This window comes from Ruegeria hyattellae (assembly GCF_041537925.1).
Lineage (GTDB): Bacteria > Pseudomonadota > Alphaproteobacteria > Rhodobacterales > Rhodobacteraceae > Ruegeria_C.
Map to the genome: position 1 here is coordinate 92,971 of NZ_JBGOSH010000014.1, position 17,827 is coordinate 110,797.

The 17,827-nt window shown below is 59.5% G+C and carries 22 protein-coding genes; 10 read left to right on the plus strand and 12 right to left on the minus strand.

Translation table 11 applies throughout. From position 1 onward, the window contains the following. Nucleotides 1–2 precede the first annotated feature (2 nt). From mnmE to AB1E33_RS24225, 3 genes are all read right to left on the minus strand, one after another. Nucleotides 3–1,289 (minus strand): tRNA uridine-5-carboxymethylaminomethyl(34) synthesis GTPase MnmE, encoded by a 1,287-nt coding sequence (mnmE, locus tag AB1E33_RS24215; protein WP_372579812.1) that lies wholly within the window; start codon nt 1,287–1,289, stop codon nt 3–5. Nucleotides 1,290–1,320: 31 nt separating this feature from the next. After that, complete coding sequence (gene rho, locus AB1E33_RS24220) at nt 1,321–2,592, minus strand: transcription termination factor Rho (protein WP_372579813.1); 1,272 nt, start codon at nt 2,590–2,592, stop codon at nt 1,321–1,323. A 121-nt stretch (nt 2,593–2,713) separates the two neighbouring features. Further along, nucleotides 2,714–3,163, minus strand: a complete 450-nt coding sequence (locus AB1E33_RS24225; RefSeq protein ID WP_372579814.1) for a CopD family protein — start codon at nt 3,161–3,163, stop codon at nt 2,714–2,716. A 402-nt stretch (nt 3,164–3,565) separates the two neighbouring features. Between AB1E33_RS24225 and AB1E33_RS24230 the strand changes: the two genes are divergently transcribed. Genes AB1E33_RS24230 through dnaQ form a run of 4 tightly spaced genes read left to right on the plus strand, consistent with a single transcriptional unit; the run spans nt 3,566 to nt 6,300 of the window. Next, nucleotides 3,566–4,165 (plus strand): Maf family protein, encoded by a 600-nt coding sequence (locus AB1E33_RS24230; RefSeq protein ID WP_372579815.1) that lies wholly within the window; start codon nt 3,566–3,568, stop codon nt 4,163–4,165. Then, nucleotides 4,162–4,995, plus strand: a complete 834-nt coding sequence (locus AB1E33_RS24235; RefSeq protein ID WP_372579816.1) for a shikimate dehydrogenase — start codon at nt 4,162–4,164, stop codon at nt 4,993–4,995. The genes AB1E33_RS24230 and AB1E33_RS24235 overlap by 4 nt, the downstream gene beginning before the upstream one ends. After that, complete coding sequence (gene coaE / locus AB1E33_RS24240) at nt 4,992–5,582, plus strand: dephospho-CoA kinase (protein WP_372579817.1); 591 nt, start codon at nt 4,992–4,994, stop codon at nt 5,580–5,582. Before AB1E33_RS24235 ends, coaE begins: the two co-directional genes overlap by 4 nt. Next, entirely contained in the window at nt 5,575–6,300 is a 726-nt protein-coding gene (gene dnaQ, locus AB1E33_RS24245) for a DNA polymerase III subunit epsilon (RefSeq protein ID WP_372579818.1), read from the plus strand. Before coaE ends, dnaQ begins: the two co-directional genes overlap by 8 nt. 24 nt (nt 6,301–6,324) lie before the next feature. Here dnaQ and secB read toward each other — a convergent pair whose 3' ends face one another. After that, nucleotides 6,325–6,828 carry a protein-export chaperone SecB gene (gene secB, locus AB1E33_RS24250; protein ID WP_372579819.1) on the minus strand — a complete coding sequence of 168 codons (504 nt, stop codon included), beginning with the start codon at nt 6,826–6,828 and terminating at the stop codon, nt 6,325–6,327. A 55-nt stretch (nt 6,829–6,883) separates the two neighbouring features. After that, nucleotides 6,884–7,387, minus strand: a complete 504-nt coding sequence (locus AB1E33_RS24255) for an FxsA family protein (RefSeq protein ID WP_372579820.1) — start codon at nt 7,385–7,387, stop codon at nt 6,884–6,886. A gap of 108 nt (nt 7,388–7,495) precedes the next feature. On the opposite strand from AB1E33_RS24255, the gene AB1E33_RS24260 reads away from it, so the two are divergent. From AB1E33_RS24260 to AB1E33_RS24270, 3 genes are read left to right on the plus strand one after another with little or no spacing between them, the layout of a single operon-like run. Then, a complete protein-coding gene (locus AB1E33_RS24260; protein WP_372579821.1) occupies nt 7,496–8,152 on the plus strand; it encodes a Tim44/TimA family putative adaptor protein in 657 nt (218 codons plus the stop codon). Next, nucleotides 8,149–9,192: a murein transglycosylase A gene (gene mltA, locus AB1E33_RS24265; protein ID WP_372579822.1), complete on the plus strand. Its 1,044-nt coding sequence runs from the start codon at nt 8,149–8,151 to the stop codon at nt 9,190–9,192. The genes AB1E33_RS24260 and mltA overlap by 4 nt, the downstream gene beginning before the upstream one ends. Then, nucleotides 9,192–9,788 carry a Smr/MutS family protein gene (locus tag AB1E33_RS24270; protein ID WP_372579823.1) on the plus strand — a complete coding sequence of 199 codons (597 nt, stop codon included), beginning with the start codon at nt 9,192–9,194 and terminating at the stop codon, nt 9,786–9,788. Before mltA ends, AB1E33_RS24270 begins: the two co-directional genes overlap by 1 nt. Here AB1E33_RS24270 and AB1E33_RS24275 read toward each other — a convergent pair. Genes AB1E33_RS24275 through hslU form a run of 3 tightly spaced genes read right to left on the minus strand, consistent with a single transcriptional unit; the run spans nt 9,752 to nt 13,464 of the window. Continuing rightward, on the minus strand, nt 9,752–10,993 hold the full coding sequence (locus AB1E33_RS24275) for an MFS transporter (RefSeq protein ID WP_372579824.1): 1,242 nt from the start codon (nt 10,991–10,993) through the stop codon (nt 9,752–9,754). The genes AB1E33_RS24270 and AB1E33_RS24275 overlap by 37 nt on opposite strands. Continuing rightward, the gene (locus AB1E33_RS24280) at nt 10,990–12,102 is read right to left on the minus strand and encodes an alpha/beta hydrolase (protein ID WP_372579825.1); all 1,113 of its coding nucleotides are present in this window, start codon (nt 12,100–12,102) and stop codon (nt 10,990–10,992) included. Before AB1E33_RS24280 ends, AB1E33_RS24275 begins: the two co-directional genes overlap by 4 nt. 54 nt (nt 12,103–12,156) lie before the next feature. Continuing rightward, nucleotides 12,157–13,464, minus strand: coding sequence for an ATP-dependent protease ATPase subunit HslU (hslU, locus tag AB1E33_RS24285; protein ID WP_372579826.1), 1,308 nt, complete (start codon nt 13,462–13,464; stop codon nt 12,157–12,159). A 198-nt stretch (nt 13,465–13,662) separates the two neighbouring features. Between hslU and AB1E33_RS24290 the strand changes: the two genes are divergently transcribed. Beyond that, a complete protein-coding gene (locus AB1E33_RS24290) occupies nt 13,663–14,058 on the plus strand; it encodes a DM13 domain-containing protein (RefSeq protein ID WP_372579827.1) in 396 nt (131 codons plus the stop codon). A 134-nt stretch (nt 14,059–14,192) separates the two neighbouring features. Beyond that, on the plus strand, nt 14,193–15,431 hold the full coding sequence (locus tag AB1E33_RS24295) for an MFS transporter (RefSeq protein WP_372579828.1): 1,239 nt from the start codon (nt 14,193–14,195) through the stop codon (nt 15,429–15,431). Nucleotides 15,432–15,591: 160 nt separating this feature from the next. Here the strand turns inward: AB1E33_RS24295 and hslV are convergent, their stop codons facing one another. Then, complete coding sequence (gene hslV / locus AB1E33_RS24300; protein WP_372579829.1) at nt 15,592–16,149, minus strand: ATP-dependent protease subunit HslV; 558 nt, start codon at nt 16,147–16,149, stop codon at nt 15,592–15,594. 221 nt (nt 16,150–16,370) lie between these two features. Here hslV and AB1E33_RS24305 point away from each other — a divergent pair, with 221 nt between their 5' ends. Continuing rightward, nucleotides 16,371–16,568: a DUF1127 domain-containing protein gene (locus AB1E33_RS24305; RefSeq protein ID WP_372579830.1), complete on the plus strand. Its 198-nt coding sequence runs from the start codon at nt 16,371–16,373 to the stop codon at nt 16,566–16,568. 55 nt (nt 16,569–16,623) lie between these two features. Here the strand turns inward: AB1E33_RS24305 and AB1E33_RS24310 are convergent, their stop codons facing one another. From AB1E33_RS24310 to trxA, 3 genes are all read right to left on the minus strand, one after another. Beyond that, nucleotides 16,624–16,992 (minus strand): Lin0512 family protein, encoded by a 369-nt coding sequence (locus AB1E33_RS24310; RefSeq protein ID WP_372579831.1) that lies wholly within the window; start codon nt 16,990–16,992, stop codon nt 16,624–16,626. Next, nucleotides 16,989–17,354 carry a Lin0512 family protein gene (locus AB1E33_RS24315; protein ID WP_372579832.1) on the minus strand — a complete coding sequence of 122 codons (366 nt, stop codon included), beginning with the start codon at nt 17,352–17,354 and terminating at the stop codon, nt 16,989–16,991. Before AB1E33_RS24315 ends, AB1E33_RS24310 begins: the two co-directional genes overlap by 4 nt. Nucleotides 17,355–17,455: 101 nt before the next feature. After that, on the minus strand, nt 17,456–17,776 hold the full coding sequence (trxA, locus tag AB1E33_RS24320) for a thioredoxin (RefSeq protein WP_249708743.1): 321 nt from the start codon (nt 17,774–17,776) through the stop codon (nt 17,456–17,458). Nucleotides 17,777–17,827 lie beyond the last annotated feature (51 nt).

Consider the following 17,827-nt stretch of genomic DNA (forward strand, 5'->3'; position numbering starts at 1 on the left):
CCTTACTTTCCCAGGCAAAAACTCGCAAAGATCTCGTCCAACAGGTTTTCAACATCAACACGACCGACCAGTGATTCAAGCGACCGGATTGCCGTGCGCAATTCCTCAGCAGCTATATCATACTGATCCGGACCAGAGTCGAGGATCATTGAGACATTCGACATCGCGGCCAGGGCAGTAATCATCGCGATTCGGTGGCGGTCACGCGTGGCGATGCCACGACCACTAGCACGATTGAGCAACCGCTCGGAAATATCATCGACCAGTTGCGTGATGCCAGCCCCGGTCAAACCCGAGATCGAACCGGGCTGTTCCCCGCTCAGGTCCCCTTTGGGTCGAACGTGGATATCTTCGGACTGCGGTGTGATCCTCAGATCGCCAAGCGATTCGCTTAAAAACACCCGCAGATCGGCGCTATCGGCACGATCCTTGGCGCGCTGGATGCCGATACCTTCCACATAGTCTTCCGTGTCGCGTAAACCGGCCGTATCCAGCAAGGTCACCGGCAGCCCCGAAAGGTCCATCCGGACCTCAATGATGTCACGCGTTGTTCCGGCAAATTCCGAAGTGATCGCCGCCTCGCGACCTGCTAACGCATTGAGTAGAGTGGATTTTCCCACATTTGGGGGACCAACGATCGCGACTTCGAACCCAGTTCGGATGCGCTCGGCGATCTTGACATTGGCCGCTTCTCGTTCGAGGTCCGCCGTAACCCTGCTGAGCAATGACCGGACTTCAGGCGTCACATCGGTCGGGACTTCTTCATCCGCGAAATCAATCACCGCCTCCAGCAACGAGGCCGCGCGGATCAGATCACTGCGCCAGGACTCGGCCAGTTTTCCGAGATCTCCGGCCAGGATCACCTGTGCCTGTTTTCGCTGCGCTTCGGTTTCAGCGTCGATGAGATCAGCCAGACCTTCGACCTGGGCCAAGTCGAGTTTGCCATTTTCCATCGCGCGGCGGGTGAATTCACCGGGCTCTGCCAAACGCAGCGCGTCATGCTCGGACAGGCTACGCAGCATTGCGGAGATGGTAGCAGAGCTCCCATGGGTCTGAAACTCGACCACGTCTTCGCCGGTAAAACTGGCCGGGGCCTGAAAGGACAAGACAAGCGCCTCGTCCAGATGCTCACCCGAGACATCACTCAGCTGATGAAACCGCATGCCGCGCGATGGCAGTGTCGCGCCGCACATGTCTTCGGCGGCGGTCCGGGCATGGGGCCCGGACACACGGATTACGGCAACGCCAGCTTTGCCTTGCGCGCTGGCCAGCGCAAAGATGGTGTCCATACCGATGGCCTCGCGATGGTCACGAATAGGATCAGGTGTTCATCGAATCGAAGAATTCGGAGTTTGTCTTGGTCTGCTTCAGCTTGGACAGCAGGAACTCGATGGCATCGGTGGTGCCCATCGGGTTGAGAATCCGCCGCAGAACAAAGGTCTTGGCCAGATCGCCCTTGTCGACCAGCAGGTCCTCTTTCCGGGTCCCGGATTTGAGGATGTCGATGGCTGGGAAGACGCGTTTGTCCGCGATCTTGCGATCCAGAACGATTTCCGAGTTACCGGTGCCTTTGAATTCTTCGAAGATGACCTCGTCCATCCGGCTGCCGGTGTCGATCAGCGCGGTGGCGATGATGGTCAGCGATCCGCCCTCTTCGATATTCCGCGCCGCGCCAAAGAACCGTTTCGGGCGCTGCAGTGCGTTTGCATCCACACCACCAGTTAGTACCTTACCAGATGAGGGCACCACAGTATTGAAGGCTCTACCAAGTCTTGTTATTGAGTCGAGAAGGATCACAACATCTCGTTTATGCTCGACCAAACGCTTAGCTTTTTCGATCACCATTTCGGACACTGCGACGTGACGGGTTGCCGGTTCGTCAAAGGTCGAGGACACGACCTCGCCTTTTACCGAGCGCTGCATGTCGGTCACTTCTTCGGGGCGTTCGTCGATCAGCAGCACGATCAGGTAGCATTCCGGATGGTTCTTTTCGATCGAATTCGCAATGTTCTGCAGGATCACCGTTTTACCGGTTCGTGGCGGCGCCACGATCAGCGACCGCTGGCCTTTACCAATGGGCGACACAAGATCGATCACCCGCGCCGATTTGTCCTTGATGGTCGGATCCTCGACCTCCATCTGCAACCGCTCGTCGGGATAGAGCGGCGTCAGGTTGTCGAAAGCGATCTTGTGCTTGGCCTTCTCGGGCGCTTCAAAATTGATCTTGGTGACATTGGTCAGCGCGAAATAGCGCTCGTTGTCATTGGGGGCCTTGATCTGTCCCTCGATCGTGTCACCGGTGCGCAGGCTGAACTGGCGGATCATGTCGGGCGAGACATAGATGTCGTCCGGACCCGGCAAGTAATTCGCCTCAGGCGAGCGTAGAAAGCCGAAACCGTCCTGCAACACCTCAAGGACGCCATCACCGCCAATGGCCCATCCCTCGTCCGCACGTTCGCGCAGGATCTGGAACATCATCTCTCCCTTGCGCATGGTCGAGGCGTTTTCGATCTCGAGCTCTTCGGCCATCGCCAAAAGGTCTTTGGGGCTCTTGGATTTGAGATCGGCAAGATTGAGGGATTCGGTTGTCATAGTGATAGGACCCTTGGCCGCGACAAAGGCGGCACAGACATTCATAGACTTGGAAAACATTCCACCCGGACGGGCAGACCCGGTCTACATAGGTGGCGCGGAGGGCGGAGTCAAATGCCCGTCAGAACTTTACGACGACCGAGATGACAATGATCACCATCAAGATGGTCGGAACCTCGTTCATCATCCGAAACTGCCGCCCTGTTAGCTGGTTGCGCCCGGCCGTGAAATCCTTGCGCCTCAGAGAGAGCCAATAGTGAAACCATGTCATCGCAATCACCGATGCGCCCTTGGTCCAAGGCCAGACATAGCTCCAGTCGACGATACCCGGGGTTAGCACCAGGATCAGGCCGCAGACCCAGCTGACGATCATGGCGGGGCGCATGATCACATGCAGCAGCTTCAGTTCCATGGTCACGAAGATTGCTGAGGCACCCTCGACCGATCCGGCGTTTTCGACGTGATAGACATAAAGTCTGGGCAGATAGAACAGCCCCGCCATCCAGGAAATCACGGCCATGATGTGCAGTGACTTGATCCACGGATAAAGAATGAAAAGAAAATCGGTCATGCTGTCCTGTCCTGCTCGGACCCTCCCTAATAAAAAAGAAAGAAAGAAAAAAGGATGATGGTTTTGTTGGGAGAAGGATTTCGGTGGATTATTGGGTTTTGCTCCCGCTTATCCCCAGCAGGGAAAAGTTTCGAGGGGCGAGGCAAGAAAGTGTTGAGGGCGGATTAAAACATTATTAATCGGTTAGTTATGGCAAGTAACAGGCCTGTGAAATGTGGATAAATCCGATATAACTTTAGAAGATCGGGTTTGACCACGGGTTGCGACTTATCCTTGTCCCGGTGGGATAGCAGCAGGTTGGTTTCGGGACACATTCGCTTGCCTCATAACTCTTGCGCTTTTTGCGAGAAATCATGCAAAGGGTTCACGCCGGATTACATACTTGCTCAAGGGGTTTTCCACATGTCTGTCCCACTCCTGCTTGCCTCAGGCTCGGAAATCCGGGCGCAGCTTCTGCGAAACGCGGCCGTCCCGTTCCAGGTCCAAGTCCCGCGTGTGGACGAGGATCAGATCAAGGCGGCCCTGCTGGCCGAAAACGCGGCTCCCCGTGATATTGCCGACACGCTGGCGGATTGGAAAGCGCGGCGGATCAGTGAACGAAACCCCGAGGCGATGGTTTTGGGCTGCGACCAGGTGCTGGATTTCGAGGGGCAGCTATTGTCGAAGCCCGCCACGCCCGAGGCCGCGCTGGCGCAGTTGCAGCAGATGCGCGGCAAACGGCACATGCTATTGTCGGCGGCTGTGTTATATGAAGGAGGTAAGCCGGTTTGGCGCCATGTGGGTCAGGTGCGGTTGCGGATGCGGGATAGCACTGATGCTTATCTGACCGGCTATGTTCAGCGGAACTGGGACAGTATCCGTCACGCGGTCGGCGGCTACAAGCTGGAAGAAGAAGGTGTGCGCCTGTTCACCGCCATTGACGGCGACTATTTTAACGTTTTGGGTATCCCTTTGTTGGAGTTGCTCAATTATCTGGTTTTGCGGGGGGTTATCGACCAATGACAGACATGCGGATACCACTGGCCGGTGTCATTGGGCACCCGATCGCACATTCGAAGTCTCCCTTCATTCACCGTCACTGGCTGACCACGATGGGAATTTCAGGGTTCTACGTTCCAATCGATGTGACCGCGCAGGATCTTGAAACCGTCATTCGCACCCTGCCCAAGGCCGGGTTTGTCGGGCTCAACGTCACGATCCCCTATAAAGAGGCGGTGATGTCCATTGCCGACAAGGTCACCGACCGGGCGACGCTGATCGGGGCGGCGAACACGCTGATTTTTCGTGCCGACGGGCTGATTCATGCCGACAACACGGACGGGTATGGCTTTATTTCGAACCTGCGCGAGGGAGCACCCGACTGGGACCCGACCTCGGGACCGGCGGTCGTGTTCGGCGCAGGCGGTGCGGCACGGGCGGTGGTTGCCTCGCTGGCCGAGGCCGGTGTGCCCCGGATTATCCTGACCAACCGCACCCGCCCCCGCGCTGAACGACTGAAGGATGATTTCGGTCAGCGTGTTGTGGTTGCCGACTGGGTGCAGGCAGGCAATGTGGTGGAGGAGGCCAAGTTGGTGGTGAACACCACGTCGCTGGGTATGGTCGAGAAACCGGAATTGCGCGTGCCGCTGGACGGGCTTTCACCTGATTGCGTGGTGACCGATCTGGTCTATGCGCCGCTCAAAACCCGGCTGTTGCAGACCGCAGAAGAGGCCGGATGCACCGTTGTCGACGGTCTGGGCATGTTGCTGCATCAGGCCGTGCCCGGATTCGAACGCTGGTTTGGCCAGCGCCCGGTGGTGGACGAGGCGACGCGGGCGGCGGCGCTCAGATGAGTTTTTGCCTCGGGCTGACCGGTTCGATCGGCATGGGCAAAAGCACCACTGCGGCCATGTTTGTTGCGGAAGGCTGTGCATTGTGGGATGCCGACGCGGCAGTGCATCGCCTCTATAACAAGGGCGCGGCGGTTGACCCGATCGCGGCACGGTTTCCCGATGCGATTGTCGATGGCACGGTGGATCGCGCGACATTGAAACAGATCATCACGGTCAATCCAGCGGCGTTAAAAGACATTGAGGCGATCGTTCATCCGCTGGTGGCCCAGGACCGCGCCAAGTTTCGCCAATCGGCACAGGCCGACATACTTGTCTTCGACATCCCCCTGCTGTTCGAAACCGGCGGCGATGTCGCAATGGATGCGGTTGCCTGCGTGACGATCCCCGCCGATCTTCAACGCCAGCGAGTTCTGGATCGCGGCACCATGAGCGAGGCGCAGTTCGAACAGATCCGGGCGAAGCAGATGCCGAACGCGGAAAAATGCGCCCGTTCGGATTACGTGATCATCACCGACACGCTGGACCATGCCAGACGGCAGGTTCATGATATTGTCGGGCAGATACGGACAGGGCTGGCAAATGCGTGAGATTGTACTCGATACCGAAACCACGGGCTTTGACCCGCAAAGCGGTGACCGGATTGTGGAAATCGGCGCGGTCGAGCTTTGGAATCATGTAGCCTCAGGCGGCACCTATCACCAGTACATCAACCCCGAACGATCCATGCCGCAAGAGGCGTTCGAGGTGCACGGGATCGGCCCAGACCTGCTTGAGCCGCCGCAGACACCTGCGCCCGGTGCGGTCTTGCTCAAGGACAAGCCGGTTTTTGCCAAGATCGGACGGGCATTCCGGGATTTTGTTGGCGATGGCAAGCTGGTGATCCACAACGCCGCCTTCGATATGAAATTCCTCAATGCCGAACTGCGCTGGATGGGTGTCGAGGAGATCCCGTGGGAGCAGGCCATCGACACGTTGGCCATAGCGCGCAAGCGGTTCCCTGGTTCGCCCGCCACGCTGGATGCATTGTGCCGCCGGTTTAATATCGACAACACCGCACGCACTCTGCACGGGGCTTTGCTCGATTCCGAAATCCTGGCCGATGTCTATCTGGAACTGATCGGGGGCCGGCAACCCGATTTCGGGCTGTCCAGTTCCGGCGACCGGGGCGGATCAGACGCCAAGGACAACTGGCGCCCGCAGCCGCGCTCGGCAGCCCTACCGCCACGGATCAGTGAAGAGGAACGCGCAGCACACAAGGACTTTGTGAAAAAACTGGGCGAAAACGCCCTGTGGTCCCGCGTCTGATCCAGTCAGGCGCGGGAGCCAAGATCAGGCGTCTGCCTTTTGATCTTTCTGCTGCGCCTGCACATGCGCCAGACGCTGGCGATAGATTTGCACAAAATCGATCTGGTCCAGGTTTAGCGGTGGGAAGCCACCATCGCTGGTTATGTCGCTGACGATGCGGCGCACATAAGGGAACAGCAGACGTGGGCATTCGATCAGCAAAAACGGTTGTAACTGTTCTGGCGGAATGCCTTCGACGTGGAAAATTCCGTAATAATCCAGCTCCATCAGGAACAGGACATCGTCCATGCCCTTGGCCTTGTTGGTGATGTTGAGCTTCAGCGTCACATCATACTGGTGTTCAACCTGGCGCCTGCGCGCGTCGACGCTGACCTGGACATTGATATCCGGTTCGATCTGACCCGACGCACCTTTCTGCGCCATGACATTCTCAAAGGACAGGTCCCGGATGAACTGCGCCAAAACGCGCATCTGGACCTGCGGGGGCTGCTGCTGTTCCTGATCTGCTGCAGCGTCGTCTTCGGCCATGAAACCACTCCTGAATAAAAAATCCGCCAATGCTTAGCAGCTTGATCCCGTCACCTCAATGGCGGTCCGGTCCTTCGACCCAACCCGAAGGCGGGGCGTTCGGATCGCGTGGGCGGGCCACTTCTTCGTATTCGCCGTCGATCACGTCGCCAGCGCCCCGATCGCGGAAATCCGGTCGAGTGCGCGGGTCGGGACCCATCTGGAACCGCGTGACCACCACCCGTTTTTGAAGGTAGCGGAACACCGCCACTCTCACGCCAGGAACAAGCAATGCAAAGCCAACCGCATCGGTAAAGAACCCTGGCGTCAGCAGCAGCGCTCCCGACAGAAGGATCATCGCGCCATGCGCCAGCGGCTCGGTCGGATCGTCCAATTCGGCAAAGGCGCGTTGCAATTCTCCAAGCGCCATTCGGCCCTGCGTCCGCACCAGCCAGGTGCCCAGAAAGGCGGTGCCAACCACGATGCCAAGCGTCGGCCACAGCCCGATCAGGCCACCGACCTGGATGAACAGCGCGATCTCGATGATCGGTATCAGCAGAAACGCCAGAAGCAGATACATTTTCAGGGTCCTTTCCGTCGGGTTGAGCGGTGGACTTGCCCCCGCCTAGCCCCTACATAATGGCGTGAGGCTCTGCTTACAAAGCCTGAGGTCTAAGACGAGGACAAAATGAACTCACCCCTGATCCAGCTACTCGTGCTGGCCGGCATTGCCATCTTCCTGATCCTGCGCCTCAGAAGCGTATTGGGGACGCGCGAAGGCTTTGAAAAACCACCTGTAACGCAGCAACCGGACGGCCGGTCAAAGCGCGACTTCGAAGTGATCGAGGGCGGGCCCGACCACGACATCACCGACCATGTTGACGAGGACAGCGACGCGGCCAACGCGCTGGCGGCGATGAAGCGGATCGAACCGGCCTTCTCGGTCGGAGAGTTCGTGCATGGCGCGCGCGGTGCCTATGAGATGATCGTCATGGGGTTCGAACATGGCAACCTGAAAGAAATCGAGCCATTTCTCGCCGAAGACGTGTTTGACACCTTTGTGTCGGTTGTCGCGGCGCGCGAGGATCAGGGCCTGACGATCGAGTCCGAATTTGTCGGTGTGCGCGAAACCTCGGTGGCGGATGTCACATTCGACAAGGACACCAACCTGGCCCAGATCAGCATGCGCTTTGTTGGTGAGCTGACCTCGGTTGTTCGCAACAGCGATGGCGAGATCGTCGAGGGCAATCCGAACACGGTCAAACGCCAGAAGGACACCTGGACCTTTGCCCGCAACATGGGCACGGATGACCCCAACTGGCTACTTGTCGCCACGGACGCATGATTGCGGCGCTCCGGTCGGCTTTTCTGGCGGGTGCGATAATGGTCGCGGGACCATCGTCGGGGGCAGAAGCCACGCATACAGTGCTGGACTATGACGGCCTGGATGGCTGGGCGGCGGATGATCATTCCGCCGCTCTTTCGGTTTTTCTGAACACCTGTGGCGATCTGGACGATCCCGATTGGCGGGCGCTGTGTGCGCTGGGCAGGGAACAGGACCCGGTTGGCGCTCGGGCGTTTTTCGAACTGTTCTTTCGGCCAGTGTTGATCGAGGACGGTGCCGAGCCGCTGTTCACCGGGTATTTCGAGCCGGAACTGAACGGCGCGCGCGGCCGCGGCGGCCCCTATAAATACCCCGTCTACAAGATGCCGCCCGAGGCGCGCGAGGCCGGCCAATGGCTGCACCGTCGCGACATTCTGACCAGCGGCGTGATGGAAGGCCGGGGGCTTGAGATCGCTTGGGTCGATGACCCGGTGGAGCTGTTCTTTCTGCAGATTCAGGGCTCAGGCCGCATTCGGATGCCGGGCGGCGGCACGGTACGGGTCGGCTATGGCGGGGCGAATGGGCATGGCTACCGTTCAGTTGGGCGCGAGTTGGTGCGCCGAGGCCTATTTGCCGCCCATCAGGTCAGCGCCGAGGTGATCAAGCGCTGGGTGCGGGCCAACCCGGCGGCAGGTGCCGATCTGTTGTTTCATAATCCTTCCTATGTGTTTTTTCGTGAACTCAAACACCTGCCTGCAAGCGTCGGCCCGTTGGGGGCTATGAACCGGTCTGTCACCACTCTGCGCAGCATCGCGGTTGATCCCGGTTTTGTGCCGCTGGGCGCACCGGTCTGGCTGGAAAAAGACGGCAAGGACCCGATCCGCCGCCTGATGATCGCGCAGGATACCGGCTCAGCCATAAAGGGCGCACAGCGGGCTGATATTTTTTTTGGCACCGGGGACGCTGCGGGCCGGGCCGCCGGACAGCTCAGGGATCCGGGGCGGATGGTGGTCCTGCTGCCCATTCAACGCGCCTATGCGCTGGCACCGGATGGGCCGTGATGACACGGCGGAAACTGCGGCAGGACGAGATCGACCTCTGGAAAAAGGTCGTCGAACGCACTGAACGGTTGCATCCGCAACAGGCTGACCCGGTGCGCCCCGCAGTTTTGCCCAAGCCCAAGCCCACTAAGACCCCTTTGCCTCGGATCGAGGCGTTTGATCTGGGCCAGTCGGCCAAGCAGAAGCCTCAGCGCTCTCATCTGAAACCGGCAGTGACGGACCGGCTTGCCGCGCTGCCGCTGCAGATGGATCAAAAGGCGTTTTCCAAGTTGAAACGCGGCCGGATCAAGCCCGAGGGGCGGCTGGACCTGCACGGGATGCGGACCGATACCGCGCATCCGGCGCTGGTGCGGTTCATCCTGTCGGCGCACAGCTCTGGCAAGCGGCTGGTGCTGGTGATCACCGGCAAGGGCAAGGACCGCGATGAGCCCGGCCCGATCCCGACACCGCGTGGCGTCTTGCGCAACCAGGTGCCGCAATGGTTGTCATTGCCGCCCTTGGCGCAGGCGGTGCTGCAGGTCACGCCTGCTCATATCAGCCATGGTGGCGATGGAGCGTATTACGTGTATCTGCGACGCTCGCGTGGCGGGCTCTGAGCCCGGTTGATGCCAATCCACACCAGCAGGCAAGCCACCAGGAAATAGGCACTAAACCAGAGGAATTGGGTTTCTATTCCGATTCCGGCGTCGATCAGCACTCCGGTCAACCCCGGTCCGATGGCCGAGCCCAGCACCATGACAGCGGTCGCCAGCGCCTTGATCGACCCGATATGGGCGGTGCCGTAGAATTCGGCCCAGAACGCACTGGGCAAGGTTGAATATGCCCCTGCCGTCAGTGCCATCAGCACGAAACCCAGCAAGAGAGTGCCAATGCCGGTGCCGAAGGCAAATATCAGGAAGCCCAGTACGATGGGCAATTGGAACAGGGGCAAGATGCGCGCTGTGCCCCACCTGTCCAACGCCAGACCGGTCGCGATGGCGGTCAGAATCGATAGCCCGGTATAGACGGGGAACATGGACACGAAGGTCAGGTGTTCCCACCCCTTGACCTCGGCAAGATGGACCTGATGAAAGAAGGTGGCTGTCATGAAGGCGGAGGGGCCCAGGATCGACGGCACGATGAACCAGAACAAGGGATGCGAGATGGCTTCGTCCCGGGTCCAGTGATGATGGTTCATGCCGGTGCTCGAATCGCCCTTTGCCAGGCTCTGCGGCGTGCGCTCACGGCGGAGCAACCACATCAGAATCGGAATTCCCACCACGCAAACAACTGCGCAAAATGTCCAAAGGTCTCTCCAGTCAAAGTGTGTCATTGCTTTGACGAAAACATATGGCAGCACCGCCTCGCCGATGGCAAAGCCAAGCGTCGCGATGGCCAGCGCCCTGCCCCGCGTTGCTTGGAACCAGCGGGCCATTGCCACCAGCGCGATATGGGTGCTCATCCCCTGCCCGAATAGACGCAGGCCAAAGATCACAATCGGCAGCAGGACAACCGAACTGTTCCAGGCCATGCCGAGGCAGGCGAGCGACAGGCCCAACAGCACCGCTGGCCCTAGAACACGCACCCGAAACCAGTCGGTCATAACGCCGGACCAGATCATGACGATGGCCGACAAAGCGGTGGCAATGAAATAAATCCCGCCCCAGCCGCCATGGCTGAGTCCGAACTCACCCCGAATCTCTCCGGCAAAGACCGAAATGAAAAAGGTCTGCCCAAAACAGGAGAGGAAACTCAGCAGCCCTCCCGCGCCCAACCAGCGGGCATTGCGGATCAGGTATCCGCGTAACCCGCCATCGCTCATCTTTCGTCGCCGGAAAGCGGCGCGCTGAGTCTGACTGAAGTTGCACCCGGCGAATTGCGCAAGCCAGCCGGAATCAATGCCTCGACCCCGATGCTTTCGGGCTCAAGTGCCTGGCTCAATGGGCGAGTGGCCTTGAACATCGCCAGAAGTGAAGGAGAGGTTGCCGCTACAAAATGCGAAGACTCCGCATCTTCGCTGAATTCGGTGGTGTCGATCACCTCGACCGGCAGATCGGCGATTTTCTGGATTGAGCTGATATTTCCCAACCGTTCACTGTCAGCGGTTCCGCGCAAGCGAGAGGAAAATCCAAGCGCCTTGTCCTTTTCCGAGACGAGGATGGCAAAGGGTTGCGGCACGTTTGTGATCTCATCCATCTGTTCGCGAAACAGATCGATATCCAGATCGGGTGAGATCAGGATAACGCCCTCGAAGGTGCGGTTTGCCCAGCCGGGGTTCTTGAGCTCAACCTGACGCAGCATTTCCATCGTCAGGGCCGAGCCCATGGAATGTGCCACCAATATGATCCGTTTTGCCCCGGCGGCCTTGACCTGTTTTACAAAGCTTTCCAGCCCATCGCGCGCGAACAGCATGCTGTCGAGGTCATAGGCATAGCCATAGGCCCGCCCACGGCTGGGCCAGGAATACATCATGATCTGGCCGGGGATTTCCACGTCATGCGCCATTTGTGCAGCGCGAAAGGCGGTTTCTACTTGGGTCGTGTTATAGCCATGGACAAAGATCACCACCTCGCGGTTGGCTGCATCAAAGCTGCGCATACGCTGGGCCAGGCGCGTGTTGAAGTCGCGCTGCGTCGCGAACTCCTTTTGACCCGCAAGTGCGAACTGCCGTTCGGGGTCCGGGTTGGCGTAAGAGAAGTTTAAGTTGCCTGGCTGATGCTCTGGCGGGATCGACACGGTAAGTTCAAGCAGGCTTAGACTGTCAGAGCGGCGAAACCCATAGGTTCCGTCGGCCTCTTTCGCGCGGCTTGACGCGACAAAGACGGTGTAAGGGCTTCCGACCTCCAGCGCCTCGGGAACGACCGGATTGACGCTGCGATCAACGCAGGCGGTAAGGACAATCGCAAAAAGTCCGAGCAGTACGGGCCGCATGAACAAAACTCCGGTTTGAATGCGGCCCCACGCTAGACGATTCCACGCCGAGGTCTAGAGAACGTAGCGACTGACATCGGCTGATTTCGTCAATTCACCCAGATTTGCCTCGACAAACCGGGCATCGACGGTGACCGCGTCACCGGATCGGTCGGGCGCAGTGAAAGACAGCTCTTCGAACACCCGTTCCATCACGGTGTAAAGCCTGCGCGCCCCGATATTTTCGACGCTCTGGTTCACGTCCGCCGCGATCTTGGCCAGAGCAGCGATACCGTCATCGGTGAAGCTCACGGTCACCTCTTCGGTACCCATCAGCGCAGTGTATTGCCGGGTCAGCGCATTGTCGGTTTCGGTCAGGATGCGTACGAAGTCTTCTTCGGTCAGCGCCCTGAGCTCGACCCGGATCGGCAGGCGGCCCTGCAATTCAGGCAGCAGGTCCGAGGGTTTGGCGATGTGGAACGCGCCTGAGGCAATGAACAGGATATGGTCGGTCTTCACGGCCCCATGTTTGGTGCTGACGGTGGTGCCCTCGATCAGTGGCAGCAGGTCGCGCTGTACCCCTTCGCGGCTGACATCGCCGCCGCGCGCTTCGGTGCGAGCACAGACCTTGTCGATCTCGTCCAGAAAGACGATGCCATTCTGTTCGACCGCCTCCATCGCGGTGCGGTTGACGATTTCATCGTCCAGCAGCTTGTCGGCCTCTTCGCCGATCAGCACTTCATAGCTTTCCGCAACAGTTATCCGCCGTTTCACGGTGCGCCCACCAAAGGCTTTGCCAAACATGTCGCCCAGATTCATCATGCCCATATTGGCACCGGGCTGGCCGGGGATTTCCATCATCGACATCGGGTTGGATGTGTCTGACAGTTCCAGCTCGATCTCGGTATTGTCCAACTCACCCGACTTCAGCTTTTTACGGAACATCTCGCGCGTCGACTCGCGGGCATCCGAGCCTGCGATGGCCTCGACCACGCGTTCCTCGGCGGCAGCATGGGCGCGGGATTTGACGTCTTCGCGCATGTAGTCGCGAGTCTGGATGATTGCTGCATCGACCAGATCGCGGACGATCTGTTCGACATCGCGGCCGACATACCCCACCTCGGTGAATTTCGTCGCCTCGACCTTGATGAAGGGCGCGCGGGCCAATTTGGCCAGACGTCGGCTGATCTCGGTCTTGCCGACACCGGTGGGGCCGATCATCAGGATGTTCTTGGGATAGACCTCATCGCGCAAATCGTCACTCAGTTGCTTGCGCCGCCAACGGTTGCGCAGCGCGACGGCAACCGCGCGCTTGGCGTCCCGCTGGCCGATGATGAAGCGGTCCAACTCGGATACGATCTCGCGGGGCGTCAGGTCGGTCATGATCTCTCGGTCTCTCTGTTTCGCTGGGAACCTAAGCATGGCGCGGGAAAACGCAAGCAGATCACGGCAATCTCACGGACTCACACGGAATGAACACGCGTTTTCAGGGGTTTGTGAAGGATGGTTTTATTTGCTCGGCCTGTGCACAGATTGCGGCAAGGCAATTCTGCCAACGCCTCAACCGGAAGGACCCCCATCATGATGACCCGCCGCTCACTGTTCGCCACCGCTGCCGCCACCGGCGCGCTTTTGACGCTTGCCACTGCGGGCTCGGCCATCGCCGGCGGCGCCAAGGGCAGTTTCGAAGGCCGCTCCAACCACGAGACCTCGGGATCGGTCCGGGTCTTCAAGGATGGGGACCGGTACATCGTCGAACTTGGCGAGGATTTCTCGCTGGATGGCGGCCCTGATCCGCGTGTCGCATTTGGCAAGGGCGGCAGCTATGACCCCGACACAAAACTGGGCGCCCTGCTGAACCTGACGGGCAAGCAACAATATGCGGTGCCCGCGACTTGGGATGTCTCGGCCTATGACGAGGTCTATATCTGGTGCGAGGTGGCCGGTGTGCCGCTGGGCGTGGCCAAGATCAACTGAGATTTCGCCATACTGGGGGCCGGGCGACGATTCGGCCCCTTCTTCATGCCTCCGGGCCGTGGCCCGGAAAATATGGAAATATTCCAGACATTTGCTAGGCTGGCCGCGTAAGACCACAGCGTGCGGGGCCCGTCATGACAAAAATTGCCAAGATCACCCTGCTCTTTGTTGTCTTTGTCGATCTGATTGGTCAGGGGCTGGTCTTTCCGATCATCGACACTTTGATAATGAAACCCGAAACCGGGTTTCTGCCCGAGGCAACGTCGGACGGGCGGAGGCATTTCTACTACGGGCTGGTGATCGGGTGTTTCTTTCTCGCGTGGTTTCTGGGCGTCGTCTATGTGTCCAAAGTCTCGGACGCGATCGGGCGGAAGAACGCGCTGCTGATCTGTCTTTGTGGTGCGTTGGTGGGCTATGCGCTGACCATTGCGTCGCTTTATCTCGACAGCCTCTTGCTGTTGATCCTGGGGCGCAGCATCACCGGGTTTACCGCCGGCAACCAGCCGATTGCACAGGCGGCGATGATTGACGGCAGCACCGATGCCGCTGACCGCGACCGCAACATGGGCTATATCGTCACCGGTATCAGCTTTGGTCTGGTGGGCGGGCCGTTGATCGGGGCCGCCCTGTCGAACCTGCCGCTGTTCGGGGCGGCATCGTTCAAGACGCCGTTTTACGGGGCCTTCCTGCTGGTTCTAATCGCGATCTTCTTGGTGCTGTTCTTCTTCAAGGACCTGAGGATCGAGCGGTCACCCTTCGTCTTCCGCCCTGCCGACATCACCGACAGCCTGATCGCGGTGAAGGATCATCCGTTGGTTCTGAAACTGCTGCCGGTCTACGCGTTTTTCATGATCGCCAATGTCACATTCTACGTGTTTGCCGAGAATTTTCAGACCAGCGCCTTTGGCTACGGCGTTGTCGGGGCCAGCATCCTGATGGTGACCATTGGTGTCGCACTGGCCTTTTCCAGCACCTTTCTGGTCAAACCTGCGCAGGAGAGATTTACCAAACACACGATCCTGCGGGCATCCCTGACCACGATGATGGTCTGCACGCTGGCCTTTGCCTTCAGCCCCAGCGGCGCGCTCAGCTATGTGCCTGTCTTTCTGTTCTATTTCTTCTTTGGCGTAGCCTACCCCACCTTGCTTGGCCTGTTCTCTTCAAGCGTTGCCGAAGGCGATCAGGGGTGGGTCATGGGGGTGACCACGGCGGTGTTCTGCCTTGCGGGCGGGGTCATGTCGCTGATTGGCGGCGGGCTGATGAGCGTCGATATCCGGCTGCCCTTCTACATCGTGTTCGTATCGGCGGTCCTTGGCCTGATCGGCACCTATCGCGGTTGGCGCAGCAAGGAGCTGCGGGCACTTCTGAAATAACCGCCCACATTCCGGCACACGCCCGATCAGCGCGTCGTGATCGGGGCTACAAATGCAGCCCTGCCCTCATCATATCCCTGTCAGTCTTCGCGCTTCCCCCGGAAGTCGAAGCACGGGCACCACCACTCACGCACGGGGCCCGGGGGGCTGGGGCACACACTCAGCCCCCGATCGATTCCACGGTCAGGTTGCCATTGGTGTAGACGCAGATATCGGCGGCAATGGCCATGGCGGCGCGCGCCACTTCTTCGGCATTGCGGTCGCTGTCTATCAGCCCACGCGCGGCAGCAAGGGCAAAGTTTCCACCCGACCCGATTGCAGCCACGTTATGCTCAGGCTCCAGAACGTCGCCTGCTCCGGTTATCACGAACATGTCGGTCCCGTCGGTAACGATCAGCATTGCCTCGAGCTTTTGCAGATACTTGTCGGTGCGCCAGTCCTTGGCGAGTTCGACGCTGGCGCGTGCCAACTGACCCGGTGTCGCCTCCAGCTTGGCTTCAAGCCGTTCAAGCAGGGTAAAGGCATCCGCCGTTGATCCGGCAAATCCGGCCACCATGTCGAACCCGCCCGGGCTGAGTCTGCGCACCTTGCGTGCGGTGCCCTTGATGACGGTTTGCCCTAGCGAGACTTGCCCGTCCCCGGCAATGACCACTTTACCGTCTTTCTTGACGCCGATGATCGTCGTGCCGTGCCAACCGGGAAAGTCGCTGTCCGCCATGAATGCCTCCATCTGATCGTGGTCTATATGGATCGGGCGGTGCGGGCGCACAAGGGGCCTCGTCTCCATGCGGGCGGTGGGGCGGGTTTTGACGTTGCCTGTTTGTTATGCACAGCGCGCAATTCGGGGCTGTCGAACGAGCAATTGTGAGACTCATCTGGCGGGCTTACATGAGCCTCATACCGACGAGATCGGAAAACTCACATCAAAGGAACAGCGCAATGGCAAATGCCTCTGTACAAGCACACGCGCCGCTGGGCGCAATCACCATCCACCGCATCGTAGACGCGTTCGGTTCGGCCCTCCGTTCGGTCGCGGACTGGAACGAAGCCCGTCAGACCCGCAAGGAACTGTCGGCTCTGAGCGACGCTCAGCTGGACGATATCGGTCTGACCCGTGAGCAGATCGCTCTGATCTGAACCGGATCTCAGGACTGCTACAGAAAACCAGCCGCTCGGTTACCGGGCGGCTTTTTCATTTGGTGAGCCGATAGGCCCCCTGCTGATCGGGCAGAAACGCCTCGATCGCGGCGGTTGCCATGATATGCCGGTCGCCCGTCGGCAGATCATCGACATCCAGGCCGCCCTTGACCGCCCGAACCGACAGTGCCTTGCCGCGCGGCAGGTCGGCGGCAACCAGACCGCAATCGACCAGATCGGGCTGCTGCACGCCGATGGTCACTTGAACCCGCATCTCGGTGTGCTCCAGTCCAAGCGACGACATCACCGTGACCGAGGACCGGTGCAGCGCATTCTGAACCGCGCGCCGGGCCGCTTTCGTGTAGTCCATGCCATGCAGGTTGGTGCCAAAGCCCATTTCCAAAATGATGCGCTTCATGCTCATTGTGCGGGCTCCCCTTGCTCCGGTTCCATGTCGAAAAAGACCGATATTGCGGCGTTGGCCATGACGGTGCGGCCCCGGCCATCCGGTTTGTCGATATCCAACCCGCCCTGCGTCACGCCGATCTGCACCTGCCCATAGGGAAACACGGTCTTGAGCGCGTCCGTGTCCACCTGATCGGGCTGCTGCACGCCAATCTCGGCCTCGACGATCATGGCGTCTTTGGGAAAGCCGAACAGCTCGGCCATATTCATCGAGTTACGCCAGAGTGCGTCCCTGAGCGCGCGCGCCGCCGCCTCGGTATAATCCGCACGCCTGAGCGATGTGCCCATGCCGAACTCTACCAGAACCCGTGTCTTTGCCATGATGTATCTCCTCGATCCGTGCAGTGTGCCCAGCCGCTTGCCGGGCGCAACCAAAAAGGCGCCCGGTCGGGGCGCCTTTGTTCGGTCCGGGCTGGGTCGGCTCAGATCGAATCGTCGATCCAGCTTTGCAGCGCTGCCTTGGGGGCTGCGCCGGCGCGGTTCGATACCACCTGCCCATCCTTGAAGATGAACAGCGCCGGAATACCGCGCACGCCCATGGCAGCGGCGGCGTTCGGGTTGCTGTCGACATCGACCTTGGCAACTTTGATCTTGCCTTGATACTCGCTGGCCAGCTCTTCCAGAGCGGGGCCGATCTGTTTACACGGGCCACACCATTCGGCCCAGAAATCCACAACGACGGGAATGTCGGAGTTCTTGACCTCTGCGTCGAAAGTGGCGTCGGTGACGGCTACGGTGGACATTACGATGTCTCCTGAATGGGGTGGGCTTGGGCAGTGAACCTATGTAGCCTT